This window comes from Cryptosporangium minutisporangium (assembly GCF_039536245.1).
Classification (GTDB): domain Bacteria; phylum Actinomycetota; class Actinomycetes; order Mycobacteriales; family Cryptosporangiaceae; genus Cryptosporangium; species Cryptosporangium minutisporangium.
In genome coordinates, this window is sequence record NZ_BAAAYN010000044.1 from 358,405 (window position 1) to 376,945 (window position 18,541).

At 70.0% G+C, this 18,541-nt stretch carries 17 protein-coding genes; 13 read left to right on the forward strand and 4 right to left on the reverse strand.

Features of this window, described 5'->3' with window-relative positions:
* The first annotated feature begins 121 nt into the window (after nt 1-121).
* The 4 genes from ABEB28_RS32070 (at nt 122) to purB (ending at nt 4,919) form a co-directional block, all read left to right on the forward strand.
* Nucleotides 122-781 (forward strand): hypothetical protein, encoded by a 660-nt coding sequence (locus tag ABEB28_RS32070; RefSeq protein ID WP_345731989.1) that lies wholly within the window; start codon nt 122-124, stop codon nt 779-781.
* A 295-nt stretch (nt 782-1,076) separates the two neighbouring features.
* A complete protein-coding gene (locus tag ABEB28_RS32075) occupies nt 1,077-2,417 on the forward strand; it encodes an MFS transporter (protein WP_345731990.1) in 1,341 nt (446 codons plus the stop codon).
* 34 nt (nt 2,418-2,451) lie between these two features.
* Entirely contained in the window at nt 2,452-3,417 is a 966-nt protein-coding gene (locus ABEB28_RS32080; protein ID WP_345731991.1) for a zinc-binding dehydrogenase, read from the forward strand.
* Nucleotides 3,418-3,500: 83 nt separating this feature from the next.
* Nucleotides 3,501-4,919 (forward strand): adenylosuccinate lyase, encoded by a 1,419-nt coding sequence (purB, locus tag ABEB28_RS32085; protein WP_345731992.1) that lies wholly within the window; start codon nt 3,501-3,503, stop codon nt 4,917-4,919.
* Between the two features lie 550 nt (nt 4,920-5,469).
* On the opposite strand, the gene ABEB28_RS32090 is transcribed toward purB, so the two are convergent.
* Together ABEB28_RS32090 and ABEB28_RS32095 are read right to left on the reverse strand one after the other, a co-directional pair.
* Nucleotides 5,470-5,685: a hypothetical protein gene (locus tag ABEB28_RS32090; protein WP_345731993.1), complete on the reverse strand. Its 216-nt coding sequence runs from the start codon at nt 5,683-5,685 to the stop codon at nt 5,470-5,472.
* Between the two features lie 144 nt (nt 5,686-5,829).
* Complete coding sequence (locus ABEB28_RS32095) at nt 5,830-6,051, reverse strand: hypothetical protein (protein WP_345731994.1); 222 nt, start codon at nt 6,049-6,051, stop codon at nt 5,830-5,832.
* Between the two features lie 454 nt (nt 6,052-6,505).
* On the opposite strand from ABEB28_RS32095, the gene ABEB28_RS32100 reads away from it, so the two are divergent.
* The 5 genes from ABEB28_RS32100 (at nt 6,506) to ABEB28_RS32120 (ending at nt 11,195) form a co-directional block, all read left to right on the forward strand.
* Nucleotides 6,506-6,760 (forward strand): hypothetical protein, encoded by a 255-nt coding sequence (locus ABEB28_RS32100; protein WP_345732053.1) that lies wholly within the window; start codon nt 6,506-6,508, stop codon nt 6,758-6,760.
* 116 nt (nt 6,761-6,876) lie between these two features.
* A complete protein-coding gene (locus ABEB28_RS32105) occupies nt 6,877-7,728 on the forward strand; it encodes a helix-turn-helix domain-containing protein (protein WP_345731995.1) in 852 nt (283 codons plus the stop codon).
* Between the two features lie 177 nt (nt 7,729-7,905).
* Nucleotides 7,906-9,777: an ABC transporter substrate-binding protein gene (locus ABEB28_RS32110; RefSeq protein WP_345731996.1), complete on the forward strand. Its 1,872-nt coding sequence runs from the start codon at nt 7,906-7,908 to the stop codon at nt 9,775-9,777.
* A 617-nt stretch (nt 9,778-10,394) separates the two neighbouring features.
* Entirely contained in the window at nt 10,395-10,748 is a 354-nt protein-coding gene (locus ABEB28_RS32115) for a hypothetical protein (RefSeq protein WP_345731997.1), read from the forward strand.
* A gap of 150 nt (nt 10,749-10,898) precedes the next feature.
* Nucleotides 10,899-11,195 (forward strand): hypothetical protein, encoded by a 297-nt coding sequence (locus ABEB28_RS32120; protein ID WP_345731998.1) that lies wholly within the window; start codon nt 10,899-10,901, stop codon nt 11,193-11,195.
* A gap of 70 nt (nt 11,196-11,265) precedes the next feature.
* On the opposite strand, the gene ABEB28_RS32125 is transcribed toward ABEB28_RS32120, so the two are convergent.
* The gene (locus ABEB28_RS32125) at nt 11,266-11,898 is read right to left on the reverse strand and encodes an NAD(P)-dependent oxidoreductase (protein ID WP_345731999.1); all 633 of its coding nucleotides are present in this window, start codon (nt 11,896-11,898) and stop codon (nt 11,266-11,268) included.
* A 95-nt stretch (nt 11,899-11,993) separates the two neighbouring features.
* Here ABEB28_RS32125 and ABEB28_RS32130 point away from each other — a divergent pair, with 95 nt between their 5' ends.
* The 4 genes from ABEB28_RS32130 to purL all read left to right on the forward strand — a co-directional run bounded on the left by ABEB28_RS32130 (nt 11,994) and on the right by purL (nt 15,908).
* Nucleotides 11,994-12,557 carry a TetR/AcrR family transcriptional regulator gene (locus tag ABEB28_RS32130; RefSeq protein WP_345732054.1) on the forward strand — a complete coding sequence of 188 codons (564 nt, stop codon included), beginning with the start codon at nt 11,994-11,996 and terminating at the stop codon, nt 12,555-12,557.
* 155 nt (nt 12,558-12,712) lie between these two features.
* Entirely contained in the window at nt 12,713-12,973 is a 261-nt protein-coding gene (gene purS, locus ABEB28_RS32135) for a phosphoribosylformylglycinamidine synthase subunit PurS (RefSeq protein ID WP_345732000.1), read from the forward strand.
* Nucleotides 12,970-13,647, forward strand: a complete 678-nt coding sequence (purQ, locus tag ABEB28_RS32140; protein WP_345732001.1) for a phosphoribosylformylglycinamidine synthase subunit PurQ — start codon at nt 12,970-12,972, stop codon at nt 13,645-13,647. Before purS ends, purQ begins: the two co-directional genes overlap by 4 nt.
* On the forward strand, nt 13,644-15,908 hold the full coding sequence (purL, locus tag ABEB28_RS32145) for a phosphoribosylformylglycinamidine synthase subunit PurL (protein WP_345732002.1): 2,265 nt from the start codon (nt 13,644-13,646) through the stop codon (nt 15,906-15,908). Before purQ ends, purL begins: the two co-directional genes overlap by 4 nt.
* Nucleotides 15,909-16,069: 161 nt before the next feature.
* Here the strand turns inward: purL and ABEB28_RS32150 are convergent, their stop codons facing one another.
* Nucleotides 16,070-18,445, reverse strand: coding sequence for a carboxypeptidase regulatory-like domain-containing protein (locus tag ABEB28_RS32150; RefSeq protein ID WP_345732003.1), 2,376 nt, complete (start codon nt 18,443-18,445; stop codon nt 16,070-16,072).
* Between the last annotated feature and the right edge of the window lie 96 nt (nt 18,446-18,541).

An 18,541-nucleotide genomic window follows, 5' to 3' on the forward strand; every position in this document is an offset into this window, starting at 1 on the left:
CCGCGCGGAGCCCGGGCGCGCGTCTGTTCGCTGGACAACGTTCGCGTCGCGAGCGTGCTCACGTGTCAGCGAGACGTCACTAGCGCTGACTAACGAATCGATGGCCCATACGTTCTTCGGCATGGGAATCTTTTCTGCGTTCAAGCAAGCGGCCGACGGATTCAAGCAGCTGGCCGGAGGTGTCGACGAGGAACTCCTGCGGACCGGTAGACCGGCTCGCGGCCTCATCCTCGACATCCAGCTCACCGGTACCACCGTCCAGGTGGGTGGACCGCCGGAGCGGGTTTGCGTCTTCACGCTCGAGGTCACGCCCGACGACACCCCGGCCTACCAGGCCGTTGTCCGTCAGCGCATCGCCGAGCACGTGCTGCCGCGCCTCCAGCCCGGGATGACGTTCGTCGCGGTCCGGGTGGACCCGGCCAACCCCGGCCGAGTCGCGATCGACTGGGCCAGTGAGCCGCCGGTGGTCCGGGCAACTCCGACGGCCGGTGTTCCGTCCGCGGCCGAGCTGCTCGCGACCGGCATCCCCTGCGAGGCCGTGATCATTCAGAGCGCCCCGCTGGGGATGCGCAACCCGCAGGGCGTCGACCTGCACGCGTTCGTTCTGACGATCATGCGCCCGGGTGTCGCGCCGTACCAGATCCAGGTCGGCAACCCGGTTCCGCAGCACGCGGTGCCGCTGGTCTACCCCGGATCGCGGCTGAGCGCCCGCGTCTCGCCGTCCGAGCCGAATGCGGTCGCGATCGACTGGGACACGTCCCTGGCCGCCGCCCAGCGCTGACGTTGACGTCCGGGCGTTAGCGCTGGCGCGCGGATTTTCGGGAAGAGCACCTGTCCAGGGGCCGGCGGGTGCGGATTTTCGGGAAGAGCACCCGTCCGGGGGCCGGCCGGGACGGGTTTTCGGGAAGAGCCCCTGCGCGCGGGCACGCAGGGGCGGATTTCGGGGATCGCGTCAGCCGCGGGCCGCGGACTTTCGAGACCTTGCGGTTTCAGCCAGTGGAACGGCGGCGTTTTCGGGCGGCGGTGTGGGGCAGGGCGGAAGAGCCCACACCGCGCCGCACGCCAGGAGGCCGCCCGTGCAGCTCACCGCACTGGACCGCGTCGCCCGCACCGTTCTCGCGCTGTGCTGGATCGTCGTCCTACTCGAGGGGTTCGACCTCTTCGTCTACAGCACGGTGATCCCGGAACTCCTGGACGACCCCGACTGGCAGCTCACCGCGTCCGAAGCTGGCCGGATCGGCAGTTACGCCACGTTCGGCATGCTGATCGGCTCGCTCGCGGTCGGCACCGTCACCGACTGGATCGGCCGCCGGAAGGCGATCATCGGGTGCACGGTCTGGTTCTCGGTGCTGATGGCGGCCTGCGCGCTCGCACCGAACCCGACCGTCTTCGGGATCGGCCGCTTCCTCGCCGGGCTCGGCCTGGGTGGCTTGATCCCGACCGCGATGCCGCTGGTCATGGAGTACATCGGCGAACACCGCCGGGGCGCGGGCGCTACCTGGATGATGACCGGCTACCACGTCGGCGGTCTCGTGGTGGCCGCGCTTGCGATCGCGGTGCTGCCCGCGTTCGGCTGGCGCGCGATGTTCTGGGCCGGCGCGCTCCCGATCGTCGTCATGCTTCCGCTGCTGTGGCGGTACCTGCCGGAGTCGGTCGACTTCCTGCTGGCCCGCGGACGGACGGCTGAGGCGGAGGCCGTCGCCCGCCGTCACCACGTCGATCTGGACGCCGCTCGAGCCCGGGTCGCGGCGGCGGACACCGGAGAGCAACCGACCCGATCGGCGGCGCTCCGCACGATCTTCGGTCACGGGTACCTGGCGGCCACACTGCTGTTCTTCCTCGCGTCATTCTGCGGGCTGCTCCTGGTGTACGGGTTCGGGACCTGGTTGCCGGAGCTCATGCGGGATTCCGGCTACGGCCTCGGCTCTGCGCTCTCGTTCCTGGTCGTGACCAACGTCGGGGCGGTGGCCGGGCTGTTGCTCACCGGACCGATCGCCGACCGGCTCGGCACCAAGCGGGCGTCGGCGATCTGGTTCCTCACCGGGGCGGTGTTCGTCGGTCTGCTCAGCATCCGGATGCCGTCCGCGCTGATCTACCTGGCCGCGGCGCTGGCCGGGTTCTTCCTGTTCACCGCGCAAGTGGTGCTCTACGCCCACGTCGGTTACCACTACCCGACCGCGACGCACGCGACCGCGCTCGGCTGGATCGCCGGCGTGGGGCGGGTGGGCTCGGTGATCGGGCCGGCGCTGGGCGGCGTACTGCTCGACGAGGGCGCGGGCGTGTGGAGCTTCTACGTGTTCGCGCTGGCCGGACTGATCGGCGCGGTGGCGATGGCGCTCGCGCCGCATTCGCCGTTGGCACCGACCCCTTCGCACTGGTCACTCCGCGGACGCGCTGGTTCGCCGAAACCGGCTTGACCTCAACGAAACTTCAGGTTGCACGCTGTTCGGCATGCGCGCGATCATCCTGACCGAATTCGGTGCCCCGTCCGTCCTCGTCCCCGTCCAGGTGCCCGACCCCACACCCGGGGAAGGCCAGGTCCTGGTCGACGTCGAGGTGGCGAGCATCTCGTTCGTAGAGACCCAGATCCGGCAGGGCCGGCCGGGCCCGTATCCGCTGCCCGACCTACCGTTCGTCCCGGGAAACGGCGTAGGCGGTGTGGTCGCGGCCGTCGGCCCCGGCCTCAACGCGGACCTGGTCGGCCGGCGGGTGTTCAGCATGACCGGAGGTTCGGGCGGCTACGCGGAGAAGGCGGCAGTGAGTGTCGCCGACATGGTCGAGATCCCGCCGTCGCTCTCGACGGCCGACGCGGTGGCGCTCGCCACCGACGGCCGCACGTCCGTCGGGCTGTTCCGGCTGGCCAAGCCCGCCACCGGTGAGACGGTTCTGGTCGAGGGGGCGGCGGGCGGCCTGGGGACGATGCTCGTCCAGCTGGCGCTCGGGGCGGGGGCCCGGGTGATCGGTGCCGTCGGCAGCGACCACAAGCTGGACGTCGTCCGCAAAGCAGGAGCGGAGGCCGTTGACTACCGGCAGCCGGACTGGGCGGGTCGGGTCCGCGAGCTGACCGACGGTCGCCCGGTCGACGTGGTCTTCGACGGCGTCGGCGGGCCGATCGGCAGCACCGCACTCGGGCTGGTCGGCACCGGGAGCCGTTTCGTCGTGCACGGCGCGGCCGGCGGGCCGATGACCGACCCCGCGACGGTGGCCGCGACCGGCGCGAGCGTGCTCACGCTCTGGGACATGCAGAAGAAGGTGGGTCTGAGCCTGCCGCAGCTGGCCGCGGCCGCGCTGGCGGAGGGCGCCGAGGGGCGCTTGCGGGCGGTGATCGGGCAGACGTTCTCGCTGGAGCGAGCCGCGGACGCACACGCAGCGATCGAGGCACGGACGACGGTCGGCAAGACGTTGCTACTGGTGTAGTCCCTGTTCCGCTAGCCGCCACCGTCGCCGGGCGCGCTCGGTGCGCCGGTGCGCCCGGTCCTGGACTAGGCGAAGATAGGGGCGTGATTCCGAACGTACTCGCCGCCCGATACGCCTCGCCCGAGCTGACGAAGCTCTGGTCACCCGAGCACAAGATCGTGCTCGAGCGCCGGCTGTGGATCGCCGTGCTCCGGGCGCAGCGTGAGCTCGGCGTCCCCGTGCCCGACGGTGTCGTCGAGGCCTACGAGGCCGTCGTGGACGACGTCGACCTGGAGTCGATCGCAGCGCGCGAGCGCGTCACCCGGCACGACGTGAAGGCCCGCATCGAGGAGTTCTCCGCGCTGGCCGGGCACGAGCACATCCATAAGGGCATGACGTCCCGCGACCTCACCGAGAACGTCGAGCAGCTGCAGACCCGGGCCTCGCTGGAGCTGATCCGCGACCGGGTCGTCAGTTCGCTCGTGCGGCTCGCCGCCCGGGCAGTGGAGTTCGATGCGCTGGTGCTGACCGGCCGCTCGCACAACGTCCCGGCGCAGGCGACGCTGCTCGGCAAGCGGTTCGCGTCGGCCGCCGAGGAGCAGTTGCTCGCGTACGAGCGGATCTCCGAGCTGCTCGAGCGGTATCCGCTGCGCGGCATCAAGGGGCCGGTGGGCACCGCCGCCGATCAGCTCGATCTGCTCGGCGGCGACCCGATGAAGCTGGCCGCTCTCGAGGAGGCCGTCGCCCGGCACCTCGGTTTCCAGCGCACCTTCACCAGCGTCGGCCAGGTGTATCCGCGTTCGCTGGACTTCGACGCGGTCTCCGCGCTGGTGGTCGCGGCGGCCGGGCCGTCGAGCCTGGCGACGACGATCCGCCTGATGGCCGGTCAGGAGCTGGTCACCGAGGGCTTCAAGGCCGGCCAGGTCGGCTCGTCGGCGATGCCGCACAAGATGAACACCCGCTCCTGCGAGCGGGTCAACGGGCTGGCCGTGATCCTGCGTGGCTACGCGTCGATGACCGGTGAGCTGGCAGGCAACCAGTGGAACGAGGGCGACGTGTTCTGCAGCGTCGTCCGCCGCGTCGCGCTGCCGGACGCGTTCTTCGCAGCGGACGGCCTGTTCCAGACGTTCCTCACCGTGCTGACCGAGTTCGGGGCCTACCCGGCGGTCGTCCAGCGTGAGCTGGACCGGTACCTGCCGTTCCTCGCGACCACGAAGGTGCTGGTCGCGGCGGTGCAGCGGGGAGTGGGACGCGAGGTCGCGCACGAGGCGATCAAGGAGCACGCGGTCGCCGTCGCGCTGGAGATGCGGGAAAAGGGCATCGAGCGCAACGACCTGCTGGACCGGCTGGCCGGCGACGAGCGGCTGCGGCTCGACGCGGCGACCATGCGCGGGCTGGTGGCGGATCCGACCGCGTTCACCGGAGCGGCGTCGGCGCAGGTCGCCGAGGTGGCGCGGCGGGTCGCCCAGGTGGCGGCTCGGCACCCGGCAGCGGCGACGTACACGCCGGGCGACATCTTGTAGGTACGAGTTCTGCTGAACATCTGAGAGACAGGAGGGAGGTGAAGCAAGCTGGATGGCATGAGTGTATCTGCTGATGCGTTGGCGCCGCGGTGGCTCGGGGCCGAACGCCGGAGTCCCGAGTCCTTCGACGAGTTCCACGGCCCCACCTCGGGAGTCGTAGCGTTCCCGGGCTGGCTCGCGTGGTCCGGCCGGACGGCCTTCGATGTGGCCGACGCGGGCGCGCGGCTGACCCTGTACCAAATCCTGGTGGACGTCGGACAGCGCGACGACGTCGCCAAGTACATGAATGCCGAGGGGCGCTCGAGAATCTGTGCCGTCGTCACCAGCCCGAGTTCGTACTTGCCGAACTCGCCGATCGGCTGGACGCGGTCGACTTCCTCGACGACGACGACTTCCGGGCCTACGGGCTGGATGACGAGCGGATCGCCGAGTTACGCCGGAGGGCCGTTGAGTGACGGGATGACATCGGGGTGCGGTTGGCGTCGGACCCCGAGGGCAAGGACGACGGGTCCCAGCGCTTCGACTGGGACCGCTATCTGAACGAACGCAGTTAGGACGTCGCCGCCCGCTCGAGCGCCCAGCGCATGCGCGGCACCGCGATCTCCGGGTGCTCGCCGAACTCGGCGGCCAAGCGCTGCGCGCATCCAGCCGGCCCGAACTGCTCCAGGGTGGTTTCGATCGCGGCTCGGAGCTGCGCGGTGCTGCACTTCTCGGACGGCTGCAGCGCGCTGACGAAGAGTGCCTCTGCCTTCACGGTGAGAGTCATGGTGTTCCCCCTACGGATGCCGCCTCCCCCGAGGCGACACCAGCAACGATCTGGTGGGGGAGGAGCTGCCTTGGTCGCAAAGCGGGTGCAACTCAGGAGCCGGTCGCGCGGGGATCGCGGCTGCACCCGAAGTGAGGGAGTGCCTCAGATATGGGGTACCCGCGGCTCGTCGAGGGGCGGTGGGGGCACATCGGTGGCTGCCCGCATCATCTCGACGCCGGTGCGGTACGCCGCGCACTCCCAATTCGTCTGGCAGATCGGGCACTCCGGCGAGCCGTCGATCGGGAGATGCGCACTGCGCAGTTCGTAGCCGGCGAGCCAGAGGTCCGCGTCGCTCGCGTCGGCCGGTGGGTGCGGCAGGCTCACCCGGGGGTCCGGCGACCGCTCGACGGGCTGGGCGGACGCGGACCCGCAGGCCGCGGGCGCCCGGGCCGCGGCCGGGTGGCACTGTCGCCGTGCGGACGCGACTGGGTGCCTTCTCTGGCGTGCGGCGAGCTTTCTCTCGCGTCTGACGACGTTCTGCGGTGAACTGCCGGGGTCGAGCGAACCCGTGTCATGCGCCCTCCGATCGCCTTCACCGTGGGCGTCGTGTCGGGCTCGGTGTGACGCGCGGCCGCGACAGCCCCGGTGACGGAGTGGGGGGACCGTGCGACATCGTCGGCGCCCGGCACCCCTCACGAGGATGCCGGTTAATAGCGTGCGGTTTCAAGAAATTGCGAGAAATTATCTCGAGTTAGCCGGTACGGGGTTGGGAAAATCTCCACGTTTAGCAACTATCTGAGTCCTCAGTGCTGTGCCGCACGGTGCTGGGCAGTTGACTGTGGACTCGGGGGGATTATTCGTGAAACTCACGTTCCGCGGCACGAACAGTTCGCACGGCTCCTGTCCGTCCGTCTACGAAACCGACCGCGGCACCCTGGTCATCCAGGGATGGCGGGTCACCGATTCCGAGGCGATCGCCGCACTCACCGAGCGGGGCTTGCCGGCGCACGAAACCGCGGTTGAGATCCCGATGGAACTTCTCGGGTATTTCCCTTCGGACCGCGGTTTGGGGGCGTCGGCGAGCCGGTCCTGATACGCCAGGAGACCGTTGGGGCGCTGTTCGCCCAATGAGGACGGTGGAGGCGCCCACAAGGCGGTGGTCGGTGTCCGGGCGCGAGGACCCCGACCGTTACCCTCGTGCCGGGAGGGATGACCGGTTCCGTGGCCAAGCCCCATGACGCCCTGCGCGTCTTCGGATTGCAATTGCGCCAGGTGCGCGAGGACGCCGGCCTGACCGGGCGGGCGGTCGCCGAACGCACCGGTTGGCCGCACTCCAAGGTGTCCAAGTTGGAGCGCGGTCAGCAAACTGCGACCCGATCCGACGTTGATGCGTGGGTGGAGGCGACCGGTGCCGAACCGGAGGACGCCGAGCGCCTGCACGCCGCACTTCGCCAGGCGCGCTTGGAGTACACCGAGTGGCGGCAGCGGCTGTCTACCGGAACGCGCGCCCGGCAGGTCCAGCGCCGTGCGGCGGAGGCCGAAGCAACGCTGATCCGGGCGTTCGAGCCGGGCGTCCTCCCCGGCTTGCTGCAGACCGCCGACTACGCGCGGGCGGTCTTCCAGGGCCTGGTCAGCACGTACCAGGTGGCCAACGATGTGGAGGAGGGCGTACGGGCGCGACTCAGCCGGCAGGAGCTGCTGCAACAGCCCGGCAGGCGATACCAATTCGTGCTGGCCGAAGCTGCGTTCTACTGCCGGATGGCCGATTCGGCCGTGATGCGGGCACAGCTCGACCGGTTACTCAGCGTGGCTCGGCTGCCCGCCGTAGACCTGGCCGTCGTGCCGCTCGGGGCACGGTGGCCGGTCGGCCCGCTGAACGGGTTCTGGATTTTTGACCGGGACTACGCCTTGGTGGAGACGCTCGGTGCCGAGTTGACTCTCCGTGAACCCGCTGAGATCGCGGTCTACGAGCGCATCTTCGAAACGTTCTCCCGCCTGGCCGTCCGCGGTCCAGCGGTCACCGATCTGATTCTCGGCGCCACTCGCCGGTACGGAGGGTGACGTCGGCTTCCGGCCCTACCCACCCCGTCCACGGGCCTTGAACTGGAAAGAGCGTCCTGCCATTCGGCCTGCGCGACCCCAGTCCGTCGCGCCAGTGGCCAACGGTCCGTATTCTGGGCGCTTCTCGGGGGATACGAACGCTTCCGAGTGACGCCAGTGTGACCACGGGGAACGGTGATGACCCAGTATCCGGCCGGCGGCGGCCAACCGAGCGAAGGCGAGAATCCGGGAGCGCGACCGAACCCACCGGCGGGAGACCCCGGCTGGACACTTCCACCGGAGCAATCGCCGACTGGACCTCCTGCCCCAGGGCAGTCGTCCGGACCACCGCAGGGCGCCTTACCACCGGAACAACCTCACCCAGGGTATGCGCCGGGTGGCTACTCGCAGTACTCGCAGCAGCCGTCGGCGGACCAGCCCGCGTATGGTCAGCCACCTGCTCAGTACGGACAGCAGCCACCGGCCTACGGGCAGCAGCCTCCCCAGTACGGTCAGCAGCCCGAGTACGGGCAGCCACCTCAGTACGGGCAGCCACCTCAGTACGGGCAGCCACCTCAGTACGGTCAGCAGCCCCAGTACGGCCAGCCGGAGTACGGCGGCCAGCCTCCGCACTACGGGCAGCAGCCGGAGTACGGCCAACAGCCTCCGCAGTACGGTCAGCCCGAGTACGGCCAGCCTGAGTACGGCCAGCAGCCGCAGCAGTTCGGGCAGCCGGAGTACGGCCAGCCCCAGTACGAGCAGCCCCAGCAGTACGGCCAGCCTCCGCAGCAGTACGGCCAGGAGTACCAGCAGTACGGCGAGCAGCCACCGTACGGCGAGCAGCCCGCCTACGGGCAGGAGTACGCCGCGCCCCCGCCGGCGGAACCGAAGCGACGGTCCAAGGTCGGTATCGCGCTCGTCGTCGTTCTCGCGCTCCTGCTCGTCGGCGGCGGCGGCACGGCCGCCTGGGCGATGCTCAAGGACGACGAGAAGGGCGGTGGCGACACCGCGAAGGTGCCGGTCGCCGCCGAGTGCGCCAGCGGCACGATCGCAGTCGTCGGTGACACCGGGGGCGGAGCGGACAGCGCGGGCGAGTCCGCGATCGCGCTCGCGAACCTCGCCGCTGAGGAGTACCACGCCAAGAACCCGGACTGCACGGTCGCCATCCGTGGTTTCGACAGCGGCGGCGAGGAGGGCAAGGCCAAGTTGCTCGCGGACAAGATCATCGCCGACAAGTCGATCATCGGCGTTCTCGGGCCGCTCTACTCCAAGGAAGCGCAGGCGACCGCGCCGCTCTTCGACAAGGCCGGCGTGCCGATGGTGAACCCGACCGTCTCCACGGTTTCGCTCGGCGACGGCAAGTTGAAAAGCTTCCACCGGACGGTCGGTACCGACGCGGACACCGGCGTTGCGATGGCGAAGTACATCAAGAGCGGCGACCCCGCCGCGAAGGTCTTCGTCATCGATGACGGGACGACCTACCCGAAGGCGACCGCGGCGGCCGCCCGCGCCGCGCTGGGCTCCCTGGTCGTCGATTTTGCGACCATCAAGCAGGGCCAGACCGACTTCAGCCTGCTGGCCTCGACGATCGTCGACTCGGGGGCGACCGTGATCGCGTTCGCCGGATTCTCCGCAGAGGCGGCTGGGGTGCGGAACGCGGTCACCGAGGCCGGTGGCGAGAAGATCGGCTTCGTGGCCGGCCCCGGCCTGCTCGACTCGCTGTACGTCACCGAGACGGGCGAGGCGGGTAAGGACACGATCGTGATCTGCGCCTGTGTGCCCGGCACCGGTCTGCCGGAGGAGTTCCGGCAGAAGGTGGAGGACAAAACGACGACCAGCCCCGCGGCCTTCACCGGTGAGGCCTACGACGCGGCGAACGCGTTCATGGCGGCGTTCGGGGCCGGGAAGAAGAGCCGCGCCGACGTCAACAAGTTCCTCGACACGTACTCGGCCAAGGGGATCACCGGCCCGATCGCGTTCGAGCCCGGCGGAGACCTCAAGGGCACACCGCCGGAGTGGTACTTCGTCATGGGCACGGACGGGTTCTTCGGCAAGAGCCGGGTGCAGTAACCCGGCTGCTCTCTCCGGGTGACCGCAGACAGCGGACGAGCGGCGTTGCGTCCTCCCACGGACGTGACGTCGCTCGTTTTCGTGGGCGCCGTGTAACGGCCCACGTATCCGCACGCTCCGCTCCCGGTCACCCCTACCGCCGTGTGAAGGCGGTGCCGATTTGCTTCTCGTGAGCGACGAAGTGCTTTGATTGCGGCCGTAGAACGCGAGCGATTCTCGCGGAATCTTTGTTTGTACCGAGCGGTGCCCGGGAACGAGAACTTTGGAATTCCCGAATTCGAACGCGCGTTCGGGAAGTGGTCGGAGATCAGGAACGGAAATCGGGAAATCCCCTAATGGGAGGGGTGTGCCCGGGGTTGCTCGAATTCGACCGACTCGGTTATGTTTTTTTCGGTTCGCGGGTGGGGGAGTCTCCGCCGCGGATTCCTGTCCATGGTGACCCGTCGATGGCCACGCGGAACAGCAACAACAGATCCTTCTCCGGTTAAATGGACTGCTTCCTCATGTCCGGACGTCCGTGGTGAGGCGTTCAATTAATCGGGACTCCGCTGTGTGAGACAGCGGAAGGATCGGCCGGGTGGTCGTGACGTTTGCCAACACTGAAGGGAATTTCACGCATGAACGTGTGGATGCGCCGTACTGCTGGTGTTGTGATGATCTCGGCCGGCCTGGTCGCTGGCGCGGCGACCGCTGCCTCGGCGGTTCCGAACAACCCGTCGGGTGACATCGACGTCGACGTCGAGCAGGACTACGGCTTCAACATCAAGGACGTCAAGCAGGAGCAGGAGATGACGGTCACCAGCAAGAACGAGTGGGGTGACTTCGACAGCGAGGTGAAGCAGTACGGCAAGAGCCCGTTCAACGTCTCGGGCAACAACAGCTTCCGCACCGAGACGTACGGCCAGCAGGCCCAGAACGTCGGGCACGTCTTCGAGCGGAGCCCGTTCGGCAACACCCGCGTCCGTCGATGACTCCGCGTCCCATCCGGGCCGCTTAGTCAGTCGGTCGACCTGTCACGGGGGTGTAGGTGCTGGTGGGCTTTGCCCGGTATTCCAGCCCAGCGGTCACCGGCGATTGTTCGCGTTGATCGTTATTCTTCTTGTTACCGAGAAAGGGAATCTGTGAATACCTGGGTTCGTCGTGGAGCATGCGTTGTCGTTCTGTCCGCCGGTGCCGTCGCGGCAGGTTCGACGGCTGCGCAGGCGGCAGACAATGGCCAGAGCTATGACCGAATCGGGCAGGTCGCCAGCAATTCGGCCTCCGCGCAGAACATCTTCTACAACAACACTCAGCAAACGGCCGGACTGGTCGCCGTCAACGTGACCGCGGGCAACATCATGTTCGCGAGCTCTGAGGCGAATCAGCAGCAGCACGTCGGCCCGGCTTTCTACCGAAGCAAGTTCGGCTGGCTCCGCTGAGAGTGCGTTGAGATGGCGTCCGGTTCCCCACTCCGCAGCCGGCGGAGCGGGGATCCGGCGTATCTCCGGTTCACCGGGCGACGGTGATCGTGCGTCCGACCGACTCCGAGCGGTCGACGAGTGAGAGCAGGCAGTCCGCGACATCCGCACGGGCCACGGTGTAACCGCGGCGGACGCCGTGGTGCCCAGTGCGGTACCGGCCGGTGTGGGGTCCGTCGGTCAAGCGGGGTGGCCGGACGATCGTCCAGTCCAGGCCGCTGGCCCGGATCACGGCCTCCATCGTTGTGGTGTCCGCGAACGACTCCCGGAGCACGACACCCAGGAGGGGCTTCACCAGCCGGCGGGTGACCAGGTCGTCGTTCTCTTCGATGAACGCCCCGCTCGCGCTGACCACCAGGACGCGCCGCACGCCGACCTGTGCGGCCGCGGCAACCAGGCTGCGGGCACCGTCGGCGCAGACCGTGGTCGGTCCGCGGCCGCGGTGACCGAGCGCGGAGATCACCGCGTCCCGGCCGACGAGGAGCGGTGCCAGCGTGGCCGGGTCCATCACGTCGCCGCGGACGACGTCCAGGGCGGGATGATCGGCGATCGGCAGCCGGGCCGGGTCGCGGACCACTGCGGTCACCTGGTCCCCGTCCTTCAGCGCTTGCAGCACGACCTGGCGTCCGACGCCGCCGGTGGCTCCCAACACGGTCAATTTCACGACGACCTCCAGCGGTTAGTAAGTACTTACCACCCTAGACTGACGGCACACCCCCGACGACGTCAAGGGAGAGCGCGCTGAGTACCCGGGATCGGATCCTCGACGCTGCGGCAACGGTCATGCGTGAGCGCGGCCTGGCCCACGCCACCACCAAAGAGATCGCGAAGGAAGCCGGCTTCTCCGAAGCCACGCTGTACAAGCACTTCACGGACAAGACCGAGCTGTTCGTTCGGGTCCTCGCCGAGCGCCTACCGGCGTTCGTCCCGATGCTCGCCAACCTCGCCGAGGGGCAGGGCACTGTCCTGGACAACCTGCGCCTCGTCGCGGCCGCTGCGATTCGCTTCTACGCGGACAGCTTTCCGATCTCCGCCTCGATCTTCGCCGAGCCCAAGGTGCTCGACGCCCACCGCGCCGCGCTGCGCCGTACCGGTTCCGGGCCGCACCGGGCCAACGACGGCGTCGTCGCGTATCTCACCGCCGAGCAGGGCCTCGGACGGGTCCGCGCCGACGCCGATCCGGCGTCGCTCGCCGCGCTCCTGCTCGGGGCGTGCTTCCAGCACGCGTTCCTGTACCAGTTCACCGACCGGTCCCTCGACGTGGACGCCGAAGACGCAGCGGAACGCCTGGTCGCCGCCCTCGCCCCGGCGGTCGTGCCATAGACCACGCGGTCTCGCCCAATTGCTGCCCGGCGCTCTGACCGGCGGAAACGGTTCGATCCCGGAGCGTAGGACGGGCGGTCGTGACGGGGTTCCGTCGAACGCTCGGTAGGCTGAATCGCTGGAACACAGCATCCCGCCACCTCGTTGGAGTATCCGTGCCCGCGTCGACCCGCGTCGTCGTCGATGTCATGCTCAAGCCCGAGATCCTCGACCCGCAGGGTCAGGCGATCGCCAACGCCCTACCCACCTTGGGATTCTCTTCGATCGCCAGCGTCCGTCAGGGCAAGCGGTTCGAGGTCGAACTCGCCGGTGAGGCCACCGAAGAAGCCTTGGACGAGGTGCGCCGCGCAGCCGCGACGCTGCTCGCGAACCCGGTGATCGAGGACTACGAGGTCCGTGTCGAGGTCGCTAAATGAGCCCTCGTATCGGAGTCATCACCTTCCCCGGTTCGCTCGACGACCGCGACGCGCTGCGCGCGGTCAAGCTGGCCGGCGGTGAGCCGGTCGCGCTCTGGCACGCGGACGCCGACCTACGCGGCGTCGACGCGGTGATCCTGCCCGGCGGCTTCTCGTACGGCGACTACCTGCGCGCCGGCGCCATCGCCCGGTTCGCACCGGCGATGAACTCGTTGGTCGACGCCGCACGCGGCGGGCTTCCCGTGCTCGGCATCTGTAACGGCTTCCAGGTGCTCTGCGAGTCGCACCTGCTGCCCGGCGCGCTCCGCCGCAACCATCACCTGCACTTCCGCAACCGCGACCAGAAGCTCCGGATGGAGTCCACGTCCACTCGCTGGACGCAGGACTACCAGCCGGGCGAGGAGATCCTCATCCCGCTGAAGAGCGGCGAGGGCGCCTACCTGGCGGACGAGAAGACGCTCGACGCGCTGGAGGCCGAGGGCCGGGTGATCGCCCGCTACGTCGGCAATCCGAACGGCTCGGCGCGCGACATCGCCGGCATCAGCAACGAGGCCGGGAACGTCGTCGGTCTGATGCCGCACCCGGAGCACGCGACCGAGGCGCTGACCGGTCCCTCCACCGACGGGCTCGGGTTCTTCACCTCCGTGATCAAGGCGCTGGTGCCTGCCGCATGAGCGAGATCAGCACCGACACGGTCAGCAACGCACAGCAGACCCCCGACGACGAGCAGCCTTACTTGGAGCTCGGCCTCAAGGACGACGAGTACGCCCGGATCCGCGAGGTTCTCGGTCGTCGACCCACGCAGACCGAGCTCGCGATGTACTCGATCATGTGGAGCGAGCACTGCTCCTACAAGTCGAGCAAGGTGCACCTCCGCCAGTTCGGCGAGAAGGCGCCCCAGACCGACGCCCTGCTCGTCGGCATGGGTGAGAACGCCGGTGTGGTCGACGTGGGCGGCGGCTTGGCCGTCACGTTCAAGGTCGAGAGCCACAACCACCCGAGCTTCGTCGAGCCGTACCAGGGCGCGGCGACCGGCGTCGGCGGCATCGTCCGCGACATCCTGACGATGGGCGCGCGCCCGATCGCGGTGATGGACCCGCTCCGCTTCGGTGCGCCCGACCACCCCGATACCGCCCGGGTGCTGCCCGGCATCGTCGCGGGCGTCGGTGGCTACGGCAACTGCCTGGGGCTGCCGAACATCGGCGGCGAGGTCGTGTTCGACCCGTGTTACCAGGGCAACCCGCTGGTCAACGCGCTCTGCGTCGGCGTGATGCCGCACGACCGGATCCAGCTCTCGGCCGCGCGCGGCGTGGGCAACGTGGTGGTGCTGCTCGGCGCCAAGACCGGGCGGGACGGCATCGGCGGTGTGTCGGTGCTGGCGAGCGCCACGTTCGAGGAGGGTGCCGAGACCCGGCGTCCGTCCGTGCAGGTCGGCGATCCGTTCGCGGAGAAGCTACTGATCGAGTCGTGCCTGGAGATGTTCGACCGCAAGCTGGTCGTCGGCATCCAGGACCTGGGCGGCGCGGGCCTGACCTGCGCCACCACCGAGACCGCCGCGGCCGGCAAGTCCGGCATGCGGGTCTGGCTCGAGCGGGTTCCGCTGCGCGAGCCGTCGATGGAGCCACACGAGATCCTCGCCAGCGAGTCGCAGGAGCGGATGCTGGCGATCGTCGAGCCGTCGAAGCTCGACGAGGTGCTGGCGCTCGCCGCGAAGTGGGGGGTGCTGGCCACCGCCATCGGTGAGGTCACCGAGGGCGATCGTCTCGTCATCACCTGGAACGACGAGGTGGTGGTCGACGTCCCGCCGCGCAGCCTCTCCGACGAGGGCCCGGTCTACGACCGGCCGATCGAGCGTCCCAGCGACTTCGACCTGGTCCGGGCCGACCGGGCCGAGACCCTTCCGCGCCCGAAGACCGGTGACGAGCTGCGCGAGACGCTGCTCGAGCTGGTCGCCAGTCCGAACCTGGCCGACAAGACCTGGGTCACCGAGCAGTACGACCGGTACGTCCAGGGCAACACCGTGCTGGCCCAGCCCGAGGACGCCGGTGTGATCCGGCTCGACGAGGAGACCGGGCGCGGGATCGCGCTGGCCACCGACGGCAACGGCCGGTACGCCAAGCTCGACCCGTACGCCGGGGCGCAGCTCGCGCTGGCCGAGGCGTACCGGAACGTCGCGACGACGGGTGCGGCGCCGCTCGCGGTGACCAACTGCCTCAACTTCGGCAGCCCGGAAGATCCGCACGTGATGTGGCAGTTCCAGCAGGCCGTGACCGGCCTCGCGGACGGTTGCCAGCAGCTGGGTACGCCGGTGACCGGCGGCAACGTGAGCTTCTACAACCAGACCGGGGCGATCGCGATCCACCCGACCCCGGTCATCGGTGTGCTGGGCGTGTTCGACGACGTCGCCCGCCGGACGCCGATCGGTTTCCAGGACGACGGGGAGTCGCTGCTCCTGCTCGGCTCGACCGAGGAGGAGCTGTCCGGCTCGGAGTGGGCGTGGGCGATCCACGGCCACCTGGGCGGTGTCCCGCCGAAGGTCGACTTGGCGCGGGAGAAGCTGCTCGCCGACATCCTGATCGCGGGTTCGCGCGACGGCATGCTGTCGGCGGCGCACGACCTGTCCGACGGCGGGCTGGCGCAGGCGCTCACCGAGGCGACGCTGCGGTACGGCGTCGGTGCGCGGATAGTCCTGCCGGAGGGCGCCGACCCGTTCGTCTGGCTCTTCTCGGAGTCCGCGGGGCGGGTGCTGGTGTCGGTGCCGCGCACGGAGGAGCTCCGGTTCACGGACATGTGCACGATGCGGAACCTGCCGTGGACGCGCATCGGCGTCGTCGACAAGGTCGGTGGGGCCCTCGAGGTGCAGGGCCAGTTCACGATCCCGCTCGACGAGCTCCGTGAGGCCTGGACGGGAACGCTCCCGAAGCTCTTCGGTTAGTCGTTCGGTACGCGAACCGGCCGCGCGCGAGCGCCCGCGGCCGGTTCTGCGTTGCTGGGCCGTCGTACGTGCCCACCCGAATCGTGCTGTGGCGGGCGAGGAGGCATCGGCGGCGCTCGGGGAGCTGAGCGCCGCCGGCCGGGTGCGGGCTGAGCGGATGCTCAGCGCTGGCCGGCGGGAGGCCAGTACTGCTGTGCCGACCACTCCGGCTCGCCCTGCTCCGGAGCGGGCGGTGCCTGGCCCGGCTGCGGCTGCGGCGGTGCGGCTTGCGGGTAGTTCCCGTACGCGCCGGGCGGGGCCGGCGGACCGCTGTGCGGCGGCGTCGCGGACGGATAGGCCTGCGGCGGGTACGCCGGGTAGCCAGCGGCCGGCGCGGGCGTCTGCGGCCACTGCGGGGCACCGGGAGCGGCATGGTTCGCCGGAGGGCCGGACGGCCAGCCCTGAGCGTCGGCCTGCCACGGCGGGGCCGACTGGGGGTAACCGGCAGCCGGGGGCGCCGAGGCCGGTGGCGACGCCGGGGGGTAGCCGCCGTACGGAACGGGCGGCAAGGGCGGCGCGGACGCCGGGTAGTTCGCGGCGGGCGGCGCGGACGAGGGGTAGTTCATCGCCGGTGGCGCGGAGGCCGGGTAACCGGCTGCGGGCGGCCCGGGCGCGGGGTAACCCGCAGCGGGCGGTGCCGAGGCCGGGTACATGGCGGTCGGCGACGCAGACGTCGGGAAGGACGGCGGCGCGGTCCACTGAGCCGTCGGCTGCATGACCGACGGTTGCGGAGGCGGTACCGGGCTGTGCGCGGCCGGATAACCCCCCGCCGCATAGCCCCCCGCCGCGTGCGAGGCCATGGGCGACGCCGGTGGTGCCGACATCGGCATCGGCGGTGCCGACATCGGCTGCGACGCCATGGGAGGCGCGGACATCGGCTGCGACGCCATGGGAGGCGCGGACATCGGGGTTGGCTGCGGGGAGGCGGCAGGCGGCGTGTCCCAGCCCACCAGCGGCGCGTCCGCGAGCGGTGGGTTGCCGTAAGCCGGACGGCCCGGCGTCCCCCATGACTGTTCGAAGCCCGGGGTGGGGGCCGGCGGGCCGGAAGGCACCCCGGGCGCCTCGGCCGGAAGGGCCGAGGCGTACTGGTCGCTGAGCGGTCCGGCGGCACGCGTGTGCGGCGCCGCAGCCCAGCCCGCATCGCCGACCGCAGGCCAGGCCGTGGTGGGGTCGCTGGGCGCGACCGGCCTCTCCGACACCTGTGCGGGGACGCCGGACGCTGGTGCGTCGTCGGCGGACCCGGGGTCGACGGTCGGCCACTCCGCGGTGCGCTCGCCGGAGGACGAGCTCTGACCGGAGCCGCCGGACCAACCGCTCGGCCCGCCCGACACCTGGATCGGCTCGGTCGAACGGTTCACGTTCGCCTGAGCATCGTTCGCCGGTGACCAGCCGCCGGGCTGCCAGCTTCCGGTCGGCGCCGGAGCGCCCCAGACCGCGGTGGCGTCGGCACCCGCGGCCGCGCCCACCCGCTCGGGCTGGCCGAACGGCGGCTGATTGGCGACCGTGGTCTCGGACAGCACGCTATTGGGAACCCGCATCGGCATCGTCGGCATGATCGACTCGGCCCCGACGAGGTCGGGCAGGTCCCGGCCGCCTCCACCGGGACCGCCGGAGTCCGTGTCCTTGCGCTTGTACAGCCACCAGCCGAGTGCGCCGAGACCGCCGAGCGCCAGCACGATGCCGATCACGACCAGCACGGTGTCCCATGGGAAACCGCCATCGTCGGACTTCAGCGCCTGCGGGGCCGGACTGGCGGACGCGGCCGGGCTGGTCGGTGCCGCGGAGGGGGTCGGGCTCGCGCTGGCCACGGCTGGGTCGAGCGCGAGCTGCACGTTGGTGATCGTCCCGTTCTGCGGGGTCACGGTGGTGCGGCTGAACTTGTAGCCGGCCATCGTCGCTTCGATCGTGATCTGCCCGCCGGCCAGCGGTTGACTCGTGCAGTTGAACGCGCCGGCCGCGTCGGTGGTCGAGGGGCAGGTCGCGCCGTTGACGTCGCGCGCGACGACGCTGACGCCAGTGATCGGCTGACCGGTGCTGCCGTTGACGATCGTCCCGCTGACCACGGTGACGGGGGGAGGCGCGGCGGTGAGGGTCAGCGTGAACTGGCTGCTGTCGTTCGCGCCGTTCGGGTCGTCGCCGCCGGCGTCGATGGCGATCTGGCCGGCGGCCGGCGGCAACTGCTCGGACGGATCGATCGACCCGGCCGGCGGCGGGCTGATGACCAGGGTGAACACCGCGGTCTTGCCGACCTCGAGCTCGTTGACCGGGCAGGCCAGCACGGTCGGGCCGCTCACCTGGTTACAGGCGGGGGAGCTGCTGGCCAGGATGACGCCGCGGTCGCCGTACGGGATGACTACGTTGGCGTTGAAGGCATCGGCCTTGCTCGGGCCGTCGTTGGTCACCGCGAACACGAGCGTGGCGGGTTGACCGCCGGACTGCGTCGTCAGGTTTCCCTGCCGGACCTCCAGGCGGAGGTCGGCGGGCTCGCCCGCGGTCACCGGGGTGGAGGGGAGGGAAACGAGGCTTGCTGCCGCCAGGGCTGCTAACAGCGTCGCGCCGAGCCGCCTTGCGTACCGCACCACTGTCTCCCGCGT